Raw genomic sequence first — 13,753 nt, 5'->3', positions numbered from 1 at the left:
GCCGTTTTCGGCTGCTGCTCTCTTATTGCAAAGGTGACGTGATGACTCGCTCATTCAAACATTTTACCCGTTGGATGTTCTTGTGTTCGACCCTGGCCGGCGCGCCGTACGCCCTGGCCGAATGCACCCCGGCGAACCAGTTTGAAACCATTACGCCGGGTGTGCTGACCGTGGCGGCGTATGTCTTCCCGCCTTACTCGATACCGGGGCCGAACAACCAGTTGAGCGGTGTGGATGGCGAGATCATCAAGCGCATCGCCGAGCGCGAATGCCTGAAGGTCAAGACCATGGTGGTGGACACCGCAGCGGTGGTGCAGGCGGTGGTGGCAAAGCGCGCCGATGTCGGCATCGGTGACTGGTACCGCACGGCAGAGCGCAGCAAGGCGTTGGGGTTGTCGGCACCGTTGTACCTGGACGTGATGGGCATTATTTCGGATGAGGGTTACACGAAGATTTCCGAACTGGACGGCAAGCGCATCGGCACCGTGCAGGGCTACCTGTGGGTGGACGATTTGAAGAAGGCTTTTGGCGATAATCTGGTGCTCTACCCGAACCCGGTGGCCATGGCCCAGGACCTGGCGTCCAAGCGCATCCAGGTCGGCGCGGACAGCTTCGCGGTGGGGGTTTCTTCGCAGCAGAAGGGCGCGTACCCCGGCAAGAGCATCAAGGTGTCCGAGCCCGATCAACGGGTCAAGGCCACGCTTGAGCCTGGGCAGAGCGCCTTCCCGTACACCAGGACCAACGCAGCCTTGGGCGAGGCGCTGGGCAAGAACATCCAGGCCTTGCATGCCTCGGGCGAAATCGCTGAAATCCTCGCTTCGTTTGGCCTGGACCGCGAGGCTGCGCAGGTGGGTGAGCCGAGGATGATTCAGTAAAGATAATCAACTGAACGACACAAATCCTGCAGGAGCGGCTAAAGCTGCTCCTGCAGGTTCTCAAGCTGCGGCACACCTACAATCCGAGAACACTGAAGCCACCATGGACGACGACAAACCCTACAAGCGCCTGTCTCTGACCGATGCCACCACCTTCGCACAACAGCTCTGCCTTGCCCACGGCACCAGCTACGCCGTGGCCTCGGCGCTTGCCAATGCCACGGTATCAGCCCAGGCCCATGGCCAACATGAAGTCGGTTTCGGCCATTTGCCTGACTACCTCAGCGGCTTTGCCACCGGCCGAATCGCCATGGCTGCCGAGCCCCTCGTGACCCAGGTCGCGCCGGCCATGATCCGCTGCGACGCGGCCCAAGGCATCGCGCAACTGGGGTTCGATCGCGCTTTCCCAGTGCTGTGCAGCAATGCGCATCAACTGGGTATCGCCCTGTTTGCGCAGTTCAACGCTTTCACCTGTGGCGAGTTGGGCTATTACACCCGTCGCCTGGCGCGCGAGGGGCTGGTCGCGTTGGCGTTCACCAATGGCTCACCGCTGCTCACCGTGGCGGGCCAGAGCCGGCCGCTGTACTCCACCAACCCCATCGCATTTGCCGCCGCCAGTGCTGCGGGTCGTTTACTGGCGATTGACCAAGCCAGCAGCGCCACGGCCTACGTAAACCTGCTTCGGGCCGCTGAAGCGGGGGAGGCGATACCGGCAGGCTGGGCGGTTGATGCACAAGGCAATGAAACGCGCAGCGCGCGGGAGGCACTGCACGGGACGTTGCTGGCATTCGGGGGCGGTCGCGGCGCCAACATCGCGTTGATGGTCGAGGTGCTCGCGGCGGGTTTGACGGGGGCCAATTGGTCGCTGGATGCAGCAGATTTCCGTGCCGGCAGCGAATCCCCGGGGGCTGGCTTGCTGGTGATTGGCATTGCTCCCAGGTTGCTGGACGAGTGCTTTGCCTCACGGCTGGGCGAGCAGATGACGCGGCTTGAAGCCTTGGGCGTTTACCTGCCGGGCAAGGCCAAAGAGCAAGCCTATGCCCGTGCGGTCCGCGAGGGCATCAGCCTGCCGTTATCGGCGTACGACGCGTTCAAGGCGCAGGTGGAATAGAGTTGGCTCGCGATTGTTCACCGGGATAGGGGCGTTAGATGATCGCCAAATGGCCTTTAGGTTTGCTCACCGAGTGGCTCAAGACCCGGACAGATTCACGATACAGATCTCGCCTTGCCGGTCGATTGGATAGGTTCTCACCTCCAGTCCTTTCGCGGCCGGACAACCTTTGTCGAGGTTGAAACGCAGCCCATGGGCCGGGCATTGCAGCATGTTCCCTTGCAGTTTGCCGGCAAACAGGGAAGCGCCGCTGTGCGGGCAACTGTCGTCGATGGCGTGGAAGGTGCCGGCGACATTCAATAGCAGAACCGACTTTTCTTCATGGCGTAGCAAGATGCGCTGTCCTTCGGCGGGCAGGCGGTTTATCGGGATTTCGATCAGTCGTTTCATGGGAACGCCTGCAAGTGTTGAAGGGGGCTGATTGATCAAGAAGCAGCTTCGTGACGAGGCTCTTTTGCGAGAGCCTCGTCAATGGCCGGGCTCAGTTCGCTTCGGCCAATAGCTTCAGTTGATGCTTCAACACCTTGCCAGACGCGGTGGCAGGAAGGCTGTCGAGCACGTGGATGTGGCTGGGGCGCTTGTAGGGAGAAAGGCGCTCAACCAGGAAGAGCCTCAAGTCAGCGACATCGAATGACGGGCGATTCGCGACTTGAACGAATGCCACGACCTCTTCATTACCTTCCACCGGGCGACCGACGACAGCGGCGATCACCACGCCCGGAAAGGACGCTATGACGGCCTCGACCTCGGGGGGATACACGTTGAAGCCGGAGCGAATGATCAACTCCTTGCTGCGCCCAACGATGAATAGCGCGCCATCGCTGTCCAGGCGTGCCATGTCGCCGGTGTTCAGCCAGCCATCTGCCGCCAGGACTTCCCCGGTCTTGTCTGGCGCACGGTAGTAGCCCTTCATCACATTGGGACCGCGTACCCACAGTTCGCCGACTTCTCCTCGCGCGACGCAGGCGCTGCGGTCGTTGTTCATCAGGCGAGTTTCCAGGCCGGGAATCGGCAGGCCAACGGAGGTATCGCCGCGCGGGGCGTCGATGCGCGTCTGGCTGATCGTCGGCGAGCTCTCGGTCATGCCATAGCCATTGTGCAGGGGCAGGCCGAACCGCTGTTCGACGGCAGTTTTCAGCGTCATGTCCAGCGGTGATCCACCGGCATACATGAAGCGCAATTGCGGTGCGTGCAGCTCGATGTGGCCGGCGTCCGCCAGCTCAAGCAGCCGGGCGTACATGGTCGGCACGCCCTGCATCAGGGTAATGCCGTCATCACGCAGGGCGCGGGCCAGCTCGGGCGGGTCGAAGCGCGCTTCCAGCTGCAGCGCGGCGCCGGCGAACAGCGTGGCGAGACACACGGCCGACAAGCCGTAGACGTGGGAAATCGGTAGCACCGCGTAGACACGGTCCTCGTTGCACAGCTGACGCAACAGGCTGGCGGAGTGGGCGATGTAAAGCAGGTTGCGGTGGGTCAGCATCACGCCCTTGGGCGCGCCGGTGGTGCCGGTGGTGTAGATCATGATCGCGACCTGGCGCGCTGGGTCGTTCTCTACAGGCTCGGGCTGGCAATGCTCGTTCAGCGGTCCGAGGTGGTAGCTGCCCAGGCCAGCCGCCATGCGCAACTGCGCCCCGGCGCGCTCGCCATGGGCCGCGGCATCCTTCGATACGGCGCTGCCGTACAAGACCCGACGGGCGCTGCAATGGGCGAGAATGTTGTCGATCTCGCCCTCCGACAATCGCGCATTCACGACCACGGACCAGGCGTGCAGGCGACTGAGTGCGAGAACGGAAGCCACCAGCAGACAGCTGTTCTCGGCGACCAGCATGACCCGATCGCCAGCGCGGATGCCGTCGCTTTCGAACTGCTCGGCCAGGCGAACGACCGCCTCGCGCAACTCGCCGTAGCTGATCGTTTGCCCACACTCATACAGCGCCGCTTTGTGGTCGTGGCTGGAGGGATGGCGTTCGATGATCTGATGCAGGTAATCCGGCAGGCCGGCGAGTACGTCTTCACGCGTCAGCATTTCACGTTTGCCCCGCACGTCGAATGAGGTTGCGGGCGCTGGCATACGCAACGCGACACGTTGTCGAGTAACCGGTTGAGTGTTTCCTGATCGTTGATCATGCATGACCTCTTATTGGAATTGTCGGCCCAGATTGGCTTGGACATTGCGCACCATGTGCGAAAGGCGCGGCCCCAGATCGTCTTCCAGCATGTGCTGGCGCAGGGCGAATGCCGGGCCACCGCAGCTGAAGGCGACGACGCCGGAGCCGTCAGGTTTTATGAGTGGAACGCCGACGGCGTTGATGTCCTTCTCCCAGCCCCCGAGGGACAGGCAGAAACCCTGGTCCTGGTACTGGCGGAAGGCTTTTTCCAGTTCTTCGCGAATCGCCGGCCATTGCGCCTGGTCGCGGGCGCGCAGTTGGTCGAGGAGCAAGTCCCGCTCCTGTTCCGGCAATGCGGCGAGGTAGGCGCGGCCCATGGCGGTGGTCGCCAAGGGTATGCGTGCGCCGATGTCCAGGCGCAGGGTCAGCGGGCCGCTGCCCTGGCAGTTGTCGATGTAGACCATGCTCAGGCGGTCGCGCGCGCCGAGTGACACCGAACTCTGGGTCTGTTCGGCGAGTTCCGCCATCAGCGGTCGTGCCGCCCGCCGAATGTCCAGTCCGCTCAGATGTGCATAGCCGAGGGCGAGCACGCCGGTGTCGAGGGCGTATTTACCCATGCTCGCGATGTATTGCAGGTAGCCCAGGCGCACGAGGGTGTAGGTCAGGCGCGACACCGTGGCTTTCGGCAAGCCACTGCGCACGACCAGCTCCTGATTGCCCAGCAAGCGCTCGCCCGGGCCAAAGCAGCGCAACAGTTCCAGCCCGCGGGCGAGGGCGGTGACGAACTGGCGGTCTTCTTCCAGGGTTTGCTGGTCGAGTTCGGTGTCGAAAACATTGCGCTTGGTCATGGTCATTCCTCGTACGTCGGAAGGTGGCTCGCCGATCGCCGGCCGGATGCTGGCACAGGCAAAAAGCGATAGTCAATAAAATAGAACGTAGTTTCGCACTGCGGAACAATTAAAGCCATCGGTTCAATTCTCTCTGGTCGTAAAACTTCACCATCGATTGCAAATGGTGAACGAACTTGCGTAGGCTTTATAAAAAATCAAAACACAGTTCCGCTGTGCGAAACAAAAATAAAAGGAACAGAACATGCTCGACGCTTATATCTACGATGGTTTGCGCACGCCTTTCGGTCGCCATGGCGGTGGCCTGGCGCCGGTTCGCCCGGATGATCTGGCCGCCCAACTGATCCGTGCCCTGGTGGAGCGCTCGGCGTTTTCTGCCGGGCAGATCGAGGACGTGATCCTCGGCTGCACCAATCAGGCTGGCGAAGACAGCCGCAACGTCGCGCGCAACGCACTGCTGGCAGCGGGGCTACCAGTCAGCGTGCCCGGGCAGACCGTCAATCGTCTGTGCGCCAGCGGCCTGGCCGCCGTTCTCGACGCGGCCCGCGCAGTCACGTGCGGCGAGGGCGAGTTGTACCTGGCCGGTGGTGTGGAAAGCATGAGCCGGGCGCCCTTTGTGTTGAGCAAGAGCGAGTCTGCTTACAGCCGTGACGCGAAGCTCTTCGATACCACCATCGGTGCGCGCTTCCCCAATCCGAAGGTCAATGCGCAGTACGGCGACGACACCATGCCGGAAACCGCCGATAACGTTGCCCATGACTACGGCATCGGACGCGAGGCGGCCGACGCTTTCGCCCTGGCCTCCCAGCAGCGCTATGCGAAGGCGTTGGCCGACGGTTTCTTCGCCGATGAAATCCTTACCGTGCAGGCGCCGGCCGGGCGCAAGGGCACGGTCACCGTGGCGGCCGATGAGCATCCACGTCCGCAGGCCAGCGCCGAGGATCTGGCCAGGCTCAAGCCGTTGTTCGAGGGAGGTGTCGTCACCGCCGGCAATGCCTCGGGCATCAACGATGGTGCCGCGGCCTTGCTGATCGGCAGCCGTGCCCTGGGTGAGCGCCATGGCGTCCAGCCGCGTGGGCGGATCCTGGCCGGTGCGGCCAGTGGCGTTGAACCTCGGGTGATGGGTATTGGTCCGGCCTTCGCCATTCCCAAGGCGCTGGAGCGTGCCGGCCTGAGCCTGGCAGACATGGACCTGATCGAGATCAACGAAGCCTTCGCCGTTCAGGTGCTGGGCTGTTTGCACCTGCTCGACTTGCGTGCCGACGACCCGCGTATCAATCCCAACGGCGGCGCCATTGCCCTCGGCCATCCGCTGGGGGCTTCCGGTGCGCGCCTGGCGCTGACCGCGCTGCGGGAATTGGAGCGCCGTGGTGGCCGCTACGCCGTGGTCAGCCTGTGCATTGGCGTCGGCCAGGGGCTGGCTGTCGTGATCGAACGTCTATAAGGAGGCGACCATGGCAACTTACAACGCACCCCTGCGGGACATGCGCTTTGTCCTCGATGAACTGCTGCAAGTGCAGCATTACGCGGACCTGCCGGGCTTCGCCGAGGCCACGCCTGATGTCGTCACCGCGATCCTCGAAGAGGCCGGGAAACTCGCCAGTGAAGTGCTGATGCCGCTGAATGCCGTCGGCGATCATCAGGGCTGCAAGCTGGTCGAAGGCGAAGTGACGACCGCGCCAGGTTTTCGCGAGGCCTACAGGCTTTATGCGCAAAGTGGTTGGACCGGCCTGACAGCCTCGCCCGAATTCGGCGGCCAGGGGTTGTCGCACCTGTTGGGCATTGCCGTGCGGGAAATCATGACCAGTGCCAATCTGGCTTTCTCGATGTTCGCCGGTCTCAGCCATGGTGCGGTGAATGCCATCGCCAATGGCGGTAGCGAGGCACAGAAGGCGCTGTTCATGCCGCCGATGATCGAGGGGCGCTGGACAGGCACCATGAACCTCACCGAACCGCACTGCGGCACCGACCTGGGTCTGTTGCGCACCCGCGCCGAACCTCGGGAGGATGGCAGCTACCACATCACCGGGACGAAGATCTTCATCTCCGCCGGCGAACATGACCTGGCGGAAAACATCATCCATCTCGTCCTTGCCCGCCTGCCTGACGCACCGCCGGGCGTGAAGGGCATCAGCCTGTTCATCGTGCCGAAATTCCAGGTCAACGCCGATGGCTCGCTGGGCAAACGCAACGCGGTGCGTTGCGGTTCCCTGGAAGAGAAAATGGGCATCCACGGCAACCCGACCTGCGTGATGAATTATGACGGCGCCACCGGTTACCTGATCGGCCAGCCGCATCAAGGCCTGCGCGTCATGTTCGTGATGATGAACAGCGCTCGCCTGGCGGTCGGCGTCCAGGGGCTTAGCCTGGCCTCGGTGGCGTATCAGAATGCCGCGCGATATACCCGCGAGCGCTTGCAGGGCCGTGCACCGGGTGGCGCGGTGACGCCTGGGCAGCCGGCCGATCCGATCGTGATGCACCCTGACGTGCAACGCATGTTGCTGACCCAGCGCGCGTTCGTCGAGGGGGGCAGGGCGCTGACCTATTGGGCCGGCCTGCAGGTCGACCTGGCACACAAGCACCCGGACCCGGCCACGCGTGAGGCCGCCAGCGACCTGCTCGGACTGCTCACCCCGATGATCAAGGCCTATTGCACTGACAAGGCTGTCGAATCCACCGGCCTGGCCATGCAGTGCTTTGGTGGACACGGTTACATCCGCGAGTGGGGCATGGAACAATTTCAGCGCGATGCGCGGATCACACCGCTTTATGAAGGGACCAATGGTGTACAGGCGATGGACCTCGCGGCTCGCAAGCTCAGGCTCGACGATGGCCGGGCGATGCAACGCTTCCTGACGCTGGTGGACGCGTTCTGCGACGCGCATGCCGACGAGATGATGGAGGTGCGCGCGCTGCGTATTGCTTTGGGTGATCTGGTGGTGGCTGTCGACTATATGGGCAGTGCAGATGCGACGGCCACGGCAGCCGGCGCGGTCGATTTCCTGCACCTGACCGCCCTGGTTGCGTTCGGTCTGCAATGGGCGAAGATGGCCGTCATTGCCCAGCGCCACCTTGCGCAAGGTTCGGTTGATGGCGATTTCTACCGCGCCAAGCAGGCCACTGCCCGATTCTTCTTCGAGCGTATACTGCCCGAAACGACGATACACCTGCACCGTATCGGCACCGGCGCCGATACGCTCAAGGCCTTTGACCCCGAGCAGTTCTAGCGTCAACCAGGGAGATCCGACGATGAAGCGAGCGAGTCCTCGGGTGGCGGATAAGTCCATTCCGGTGGGTGCGCTCGTCTCGTTGCCGGTGGTGCTGCAGGAGCACGGTGTCGATCCCTGGCCATTGCTGGGCGGATTTGGCATTTATCCCGACTCATTCAAGCAGCACCTGAGCCCGTTGCCTGTCATCACCCACGGCAGGATTCTGGAAGCGGCGGCCGAGCTGTCCGGCTGCGATCATCTGGGCTTGTTGCTCGGCCAGCGGGCCAACCTGCAAAACGCCGGCCCACTGCGCTTTCTCGTACTCAACGCCGCCACGGTTCGCGCCGCCACGGAATGCCTTATCCGTTACTGCGGGTTGTGGTATCGCGGCCTGCACCTGAGCCTGGTCGAGGAACGAGGCTATGCGGGCCTGCGTCTTTCGATTGTCGGCAACGTGCCAGGCAGCGATCAATTACTGACAGCTTACCTGGCCGCCATCGTCACCATCATGGAACTCATCGTCGGCCATACCTGGCGACCGGCGCTGGTGCGTATCGCCTATCGCAAGCCGCGCTCGGCCGGGTTGTATGAACATTTTTTCCGCTGTCCGGTGTGGTTCGGGCAATCGCAGCATGAAGTGCTGTTTCCCCAGGCCTTGCTGGACAAACCGCGCGCCGCGCACGATCGCCAACTCGAAGACTTCCTGCGCGGCCACCTTGACGAACTGCAAGGCCGTGAAGGTCAGGACCTCGCCAGCCGCGTACGCCAGGTCATTGAAGCGTTGCTGTTGCAGGGCGAATGTTCGGCCGAACGGGTGGCTGAATTTTTTGCCGTGCACCGCTTCACCCTCTATCGCCATTTGAGCGAACAGCGGACCAGTTTCGAGGTGCTCCTGGAGCAGACTCGCAAGGACATGGCCACCCGCCTGCTGATTGACCCGGATTTACCCATCGCCGAGGTCGCCAGCCGCCTGGGCTATGAGACCCAGGGCAACTTCACCCGCGCATTCAAGCGCTGGTTTGACTCTACGCCGCGTGAGTGGCGCAAAAGCCGCGAACCTGGTCGAACGGACTCACGTATCCCCCTGTAGGAGCAAAGCTTGCTCGCGATGGCGGTGTTTCAGACAACCATGCAGTGTCTGACCCACCGCTATCGCGAGCAAGCTTTGCTCCTACAAGAGCGGGTCAATCCGCAAAAGTCAGGTCCGTTCACGCCTATCCCTGGTCACTGCAAATGTGCCGAAATGATAAAACCCGGTGCCAGGATGATAAAAGCCACGGCCCGGAAACCAGTAACTTTTCAGTCAAGCGAGCAGCTACACCGCTCATTCGTTCAATAACGATAAGACAGGACGGAGAAGTTACGATGCATTTCCTTGATGACAGCTTGTTCCCGGAAAACCAGGAAAAACTGGTGATTCAGGTGGCGCCCTATGGTCCGCAATGGACACCTGCCGACTCGGACGATATTCCGGTCAGCATGGACGATCAGGTCCAGAAAGCGATCGATTGCTACAACGCTGGCGCCACCGTGCTGCACGTTCATGTACGTGAAGAAGACGGCAAGGGCTCCAAGCGCCTGAGCAAGTTCAACGAGATGCTCGGACTGCTGCGCCAGGCGGTGCCGGACATGGTCCTTCAGGTGGGTGGTTCGATTTCCTTCGCCCCGGAAAGCGAAGGTCAGGCGGCCACCTGGCTGGATTACGACACCCGGCACATGCTCGCCGACCTGTCGCCCAAGCCGGACCAGGTGACCATCGCCATCAACACCAGCCAGATGAACATCTGCGAGCTGCTGACGGCCGATGACATCGCCGGCACCATCCTGGAACAGCCTGCCTACTTCAATGCCTACCAGGAAATGGTCTCCGACGCGCGTCCGTCGTTCTTCATCGAGCACCTCAAGCGCCTGCAGGCCTCCGGCATCCAGCCGCACTTCATGCTCGGCCATGTGCACCAGCTGGAAACCGTTGACCGACTGATTCGCAAGGGCCTGTACACAGGTCCCCTGATTCTCAACTACGTCGCCATCGGTGGCGGCGCGGCGGGCCTGGATCCGTCCGACATGATCGAGTTCGTCAAGCGCACCCCGCCGGGCTCGGTGCTGACCATGGAAAGTGCCATGCGCGCCGTGCTGCCGATGAACGCCATGGCGATCGCCCTGGGCCTGCATGTGCGTGTCGGCATCGAAGACACCCTGTGGGGTCGCAAGGGCGAGCGCATGACCTCTGTCCAGCAGATCGAACAGACCGTGCGCCTGTCCCGGGAACTGGGTCGCGAGATTGCCAGCGGCAAGGAAGCACGCGAGATCTACAAGATCGGCGAAACCTATACCAGCGCTGATGAAACCATCGCCCGGCTGGGCATGGCACCGAACCGCAAGCCGGGTCAACGCGGCTTTACCGTGCCGGGACAGAACTGAGTCACGCGTGACCGGACGCAGGCCGCCGGTGGCGAATTCACTGCCGGTCGCCTGATTCACCCGTTTCCATGGAGAGTGCAATGAATCTTTTGAAAAAAGTTGCCCTGGTGACCGGCGTCGGTCCCGGCTTGGGCAAGGCGTGCGCCGTTGCTTTTGCCAAGGCCGGTGCGAAGGTCGTGATTTGCGATGTCAGCGAAGAATCGCTGGCACAGGCTCGGGACGCTGTTGAAGCACAGGGTGCAGAGTGTCTGGCTGTTCGCTGCGATGTGTCGTCGAGCGCCGAAGTGGACGCGATGTTCGACCAGATCGTCGCGCGCTTCGGCACCCTGCACGTGCTGGTCAACAATGCCGCGCTGACGCCGAACCGCGAGGTCGACACCCTGCGCCGCAATGCGTTGTACCGCTACATGTCGAGCCCCGAGCCGCGCCGTTCGCTGGGTTTCACCAGCGCGATCAGCGACGAGGAATGGCACCGCTACTGGGGTGTCAATGTCCATGGCATGTTCTATTGCACCCGTGCGGCACTGAGGCTGATGGAGCCGCAGCAAGACGGCAAGATTATCAACATTGCCTCGATCGCCGGCCTGTCCAGCAAGAGCGCGCACAGCCCGCACTACTGCGCCACCAAGGGCGCGGTGATCGCCTTCACCAAGTCGGTGGCCTACGAGGTGGCGGGCGCCAACATCTTCGTCAATGCCATGGCTCCGGGCGGCGTCGCTACCCCGGCGTTCAATGACTACCTGGACGCCATTGGCGAGGAGGCCCGCAACCGTTTGTGGCAAGGAGTTCCGCTGGGGCGCTTCGGTACGGTCGAGGAGTATGCCGGCACCGTGCTGTATCTGGCGGGCGAGCATTACCTGGTCGGCCAGGTGCTCAGCCCCAATGGCGGCGGCGTGATCTGACCTCCTTTCATAGCGAGTAAAAGAACGATGAGCGATACCCCCAATTACAACGCGCTGCGCGCCGCCGGCCTGTTCGATGAACGCCTGGACCGCATGGCCGAGTGGGATGGGCCATGGACCGAACGTTTCATGGCGCTGGTCGAGGACAGTCAGGTCAATGACATCCTCGATCCGAAACTGGTGGCGCTGATCCGTCTGAACATCGACGTCACCGCCACGCATTTGTATGCCCCCGGCGTGCGGCGCCATGTGCGTGACGCGCTGCGCCTGGGCGTGAGCCGTGCGCAGATTCTCGAAGTGTTCAAGCTGGCCAGCGTGGTCGGCATCCATGCCTGCGCGCTCGGGGTGCCGATCCTCGCCGAGGAGCTGGCCAATGCCGGTGTTGCCGACGAGCCGGTGGCGGCGGGCGCGACGCCGGTCTGCGATGCGGTGCGAGCCAACGGGATGTTCAACCCGCTGTGGGAGACCCTCTACAAGTGGGATCCGGCCTATCTGGAGAAATTCCTCGGCATGGGCTTCGGGTTGTGGAAGGACGGCATCCTGCCGCCGCTGTGGATCGAGTTTCTGTGCATCGCCGGCGATGCCGCCATCACTCACTTATATGGCCATGGCACGCGGCGTCACATTCAGGCGGCACTGCAACTGGGCGCGACCCGCGAGCAGGTGCTGGAAGTGCTGAAGATCGTCAGCCTGCAGGGCATTGAAGCCTGCGAGCTGGGTGTGCCGATGCTGGATGAAGAGCTGCGCGCGCTGTCCGCTGCGCAATGACCGGGGCAGGGCAGGTTGTCTGCCCTGTTTCCAGACGCGCCGGTGGGCGTGACCAAGAACAACAAGAAAAGTTTCCAATGCGTCTGTCGCAGGAGGAGAAGCAATGACTAGCGTGGTTGAACGAGGCCAGTGCCTGACGGGTGAGGCAACTGCACACGAGGTACAGCAGGTTTTCCGCAAGATGACCTGGCGCCTGCTGCCGTTCCTGTTTGTCGCCTATGTGATCAACTCGATCGACCGCATCAACATTTCTTTCGCCAAGTTGCGCATGGTTGAAGATCTTGCACTGACCGATGCCGCCTACGGGCTGGGTGCGGCGGTGTTTTTCGTCGGCTATCTGCTGTTCGAAGTGCCGAGCAATCTCTACATGCAACGGGTGGGCGCGCGGCTGACCATCATGCGCATCATGGTGCTGTGGGGGCTGGTGACTATTGGCACCAGCCTGGTGAGCTCCGCGACCGGGCTGTACATCGCACGCTTTTTGCTGGGCGTTGCCGAAGCAGGTTTTTTCCCCGGCGTGATTCTTTACCTGACCTACTGGTTTCCGGCCTCGCGTCGTGGCCGCATTACTTCGATTTTCATCATGGCCGGTATCTTCGCCGGGATCGTCAGCGGGCCGCTGGCGGGCTGGATCATGACCCATTTCCATGGCTGGGCAGGGCTGCACGACTGGCAGGTGCTCTTCGTCTTCGAAGGCATTCCCGCGGTGCTGTTGGGCGTGCTCGCCTGGTTCTGGCTGGTCGATAAACCGCAGGATGCACCCTGGCTCAGCGCTCATGAAAAGGCCATCGTGCAGTCGCAACTGGCAGTGGAGGATGTCAGCAAGGACAACGCCCATGCCTCGTTCCGACAGCTGCTGGGTGATCCGCGTGTGCTGATGGCCGGCCTGGTGTTCTTCTGCATCTATTCGGGCACCAATACCGTGGCGTACTGGATGCCGAGCCTGATCCAGAGCTTCGGTCTCGCCGACATCGGCCGCATCGGGCTGATCAGCAGCCTGCCGTACTGCATCGTCCTGGTCGCCATGTACCTGCTCGGCCGCAGTTCCGACAAACACCTTGAGCGCCGCTGGCACCTGGCGTTGACCATGCTGGTGGGGGCTGCCAGTTTCATTTTGCTCGGTATCTTCCAGGGCAATCTTGAGCTGTCGGTCCTGTTCATGAGTCTGGGGGCCGCCGCCTGCCTGTCGGCCGTGCCGTTGTTCTGGACCATTCCACCGGCCTACCTCAGCGGACCGGTCGCTGCCGGTGGCATCGCGCTGATCAGCAGCCTGGGCGGCATCGCCGCGATGATCGCCCCGGTGCTGGTGGGCGCCGTCAAGACGCGGACCGGTAGCCTGTTCGTCGCCTTCGATGTGATCGCCGGTCTGCTGGTGTTCGGCGCGACCGTCCTGCTGCTGGGCATCCCCGCGAAACTGCTGCACGAGCGCACCTCCAACCCTATCTAAGACGCCACACAACGCCACTCACGCTGGGGCCCCAAGGCCCCGGTGCGGGGAGCGCTTCACCATT

Annotated in this window: 12 protein-coding genes; 9 read left to right on the top strand and 3 right to left on the bottom strand. The window is 62.5% G+C overall.

The features are described from left to right. Positions 1 to 41: 41 nt before the first annotated feature. Together GPL81_RS13595 and GPL81_RS13590 are read left to right on the top strand one after the other, a co-directional pair. Complete coding sequence (locus GPL81_RS13595) at positions 42 to 875, top strand: substrate-binding periplasmic protein (protein ID WP_160107127.1); 834 nt, start codon at positions 42 to 44, stop codon at positions 873 to 875. Between the two features lie 103 nt (positions 876 to 978). Beyond that, complete coding sequence (locus GPL81_RS13590; RefSeq protein ID WP_160107126.1) at positions 979 to 1,986, top strand: Ldh family oxidoreductase; 1,008 nt, start codon at positions 979 to 981, stop codon at positions 1,984 to 1,986. A 78-nt stretch (positions 1,987 to 2,064) separates the two neighbouring features. Here GPL81_RS13590 and GPL81_RS13585 read toward each other — a convergent pair whose 3' ends face one another. The 3 genes from GPL81_RS13585 to GPL81_RS13575 all read right to left on the bottom strand — a co-directional run bounded on the left by GPL81_RS13585 (position 2,065) and on the right by GPL81_RS13575 (position 4,942). After that, the gene (locus tag GPL81_RS13585; protein ID WP_160107125.1) at positions 2,065 to 2,376 is read right to left on the bottom strand and encodes a Rieske (2Fe-2S) protein; all 312 of its coding nucleotides are present in this window, start codon (positions 2,374 to 2,376) and stop codon (positions 2,065 to 2,067) included. A 91-nt stretch (positions 2,377 to 2,467) separates the two neighbouring features. After that, entirely contained in the window at positions 2,468 to 4,057 is a 1,590-nt protein-coding gene (locus GPL81_RS13580) for a class I adenylate-forming enzyme family protein (RefSeq protein WP_246218922.1), read from the bottom strand. 66 nt (positions 4,058 to 4,123) lie between these two features. Further along, positions 4,124 to 4,942, bottom strand: coding sequence for an IclR family transcriptional regulator (locus GPL81_RS13575; RefSeq protein WP_160107124.1), 819 nt, complete (start codon positions 4,940 to 4,942; stop codon positions 4,124 to 4,126). Positions 4,943 to 5,186: 244 nt separating this feature from the next. Here GPL81_RS13575 and GPL81_RS13570 point away from each other — a divergent pair, with 244 nt between their 5' ends. The 7 genes from GPL81_RS13570 (at position 5,187) to GPL81_RS13540 (ending at position 13,689) form a co-directional block, all read left to right on the top strand. Next, positions 5,187 to 6,386, top strand: coding sequence for a 3-oxoadipyl-CoA thiolase (locus GPL81_RS13570; protein ID WP_160107123.1), 1,200 nt, complete (start codon positions 5,187 to 5,189; stop codon positions 6,384 to 6,386). 10 nt (positions 6,387 to 6,396) lie between these two features. After that, positions 6,397 to 8,169: an acyl-CoA dehydrogenase C-terminal domain-containing protein gene (locus GPL81_RS13565; protein WP_160107122.1), complete on the top strand. Its 1,773-nt coding sequence runs from the start codon at positions 6,397 to 6,399 to the stop codon at positions 8,167 to 8,169. 22 nt (positions 8,170 to 8,191) lie between these two features. Then, positions 8,192 to 9,241 carry an AraC family transcriptional regulator gene (locus GPL81_RS13560; protein WP_160107121.1) on the top strand — a complete coding sequence of 350 codons (1,050 nt, stop codon included), beginning with the start codon at positions 8,192 to 8,194 and terminating at the stop codon, positions 9,239 to 9,241. Positions 9,242 to 9,516: 275 nt separating this feature from the next. Further along, complete coding sequence (locus tag GPL81_RS13555) at positions 9,517 to 10,572, top strand: beta-keto acid cleavage family enzyme (RefSeq protein ID WP_160107120.1); 1,056 nt, start codon at positions 9,517 to 9,519, stop codon at positions 10,570 to 10,572. 80 nt (positions 10,573 to 10,652) lie between these two features. Next, positions 10,653 to 11,474 carry an SDR family NAD(P)-dependent oxidoreductase gene (locus GPL81_RS13550; RefSeq protein WP_160107119.1) on the top strand — a complete coding sequence of 274 codons (822 nt, stop codon included), beginning with the start codon at positions 10,653 to 10,655 and terminating at the stop codon, positions 11,472 to 11,474. 27 nt (positions 11,475 to 11,501) lie between these two features. Then, positions 11,502 to 12,242, top strand: a complete 741-nt coding sequence (locus tag GPL81_RS13545; RefSeq protein WP_160107118.1) for a carboxymuconolactone decarboxylase family protein — start codon at positions 11,502 to 11,504, stop codon at positions 12,240 to 12,242. A 103-nt stretch (positions 12,243 to 12,345) separates the two neighbouring features. After that, positions 12,346 to 13,689 (top strand): MFS transporter, encoded by a 1,344-nt coding sequence (locus GPL81_RS13540; protein ID WP_160107117.1) that lies wholly within the window; start codon positions 12,346 to 12,348, stop codon positions 13,687 to 13,689. The last annotated feature ends 64 nt before the right edge of the window (positions 13,690 to 13,753 follow it).

The sequence above is a fragment of the Pseudomonas izuensis genome, assembly GCF_009861505.1.
Lineage (GTDB): Bacteria > Pseudomonadota > Gammaproteobacteria > Pseudomonadales > Pseudomonadaceae > Aquipseudomonas > Aquipseudomonas izuensis.
The sequence above is the reverse complement of the archived record's forward strand: the minus strand, read 5'-3'. Positions and strand labels throughout refer to the sequence as shown.

Bases quoted from the DNA above. Each gene is read 5' to 3' on its own strand.
- GPL81_RS13595 (WP_160107127.1), top strand. From the start codon at position 42: ATGACTCGCTCATTCAAACATTTTACCCGTTGGATGTTCTTGTGTTCG.
- GPL81_RS13590 (WP_160107126.1), top strand. From the start codon at position 979: ATGGACGACGACAAACCCTACAAGCGCCTGTCTCTGACCGATGCCACC.
- GPL81_RS13585 (WP_160107125.1), bottom strand. From the start codon at position 2,376: ATGAAACGACTGATCGAAATCCCGATAAACCGCCTGCCCGCCGAAGGA.
- GPL81_RS13580 (WP_246218922.1), bottom strand. From the start codon at position 4,057: ATGCCAGCGCCCGCAACCTCATTCGACGTGCGGGGCAAACGTGAAATG.
- GPL81_RS13575 (WP_160107124.1), bottom strand. From the start codon at position 4,942: ATGACCAAGCGCAATGTTTTCGACACCGAACTCGACCAGCAAACCCTG.
- GPL81_RS13570 (WP_160107123.1), top strand. From the start codon at position 5,187: ATGCTCGACGCTTATATCTACGATGGTTTGCGCACGCCTTTCGGTCGC.
- GPL81_RS13565 (WP_160107122.1), top strand. From the start codon at position 6,397: ATGGCAACTTACAACGCACCCCTGCGGGACATGCGCTTTGTCCTCGAT.
- GPL81_RS13560 (WP_160107121.1), top strand. From the start codon at position 8,192: ATGAAGCGAGCGAGTCCTCGGGTGGCGGATAAGTCCATTCCGGTGGGT.
- GPL81_RS13555 (WP_160107120.1), top strand. From the start codon at position 9,517: ATGCATTTCCTTGATGACAGCTTGTTCCCGGAAAACCAGGAAAAACTG.
- GPL81_RS13550 (WP_160107119.1), top strand. From the start codon at position 10,653: ATGAATCTTTTGAAAAAAGTTGCCCTGGTGACCGGCGTCGGTCCCGGC.
- GPL81_RS13545 (WP_160107118.1), top strand. From the start codon at position 11,502: ATGAGCGATACCCCCAATTACAACGCGCTGCGCGCCGCCGGCCTGTTC.
- GPL81_RS13540 (WP_160107117.1), top strand. From the start codon at position 12,346: ATGACTAGCGTGGTTGAACGAGGCCAGTGCCTGACGGGTGAGGCAACT.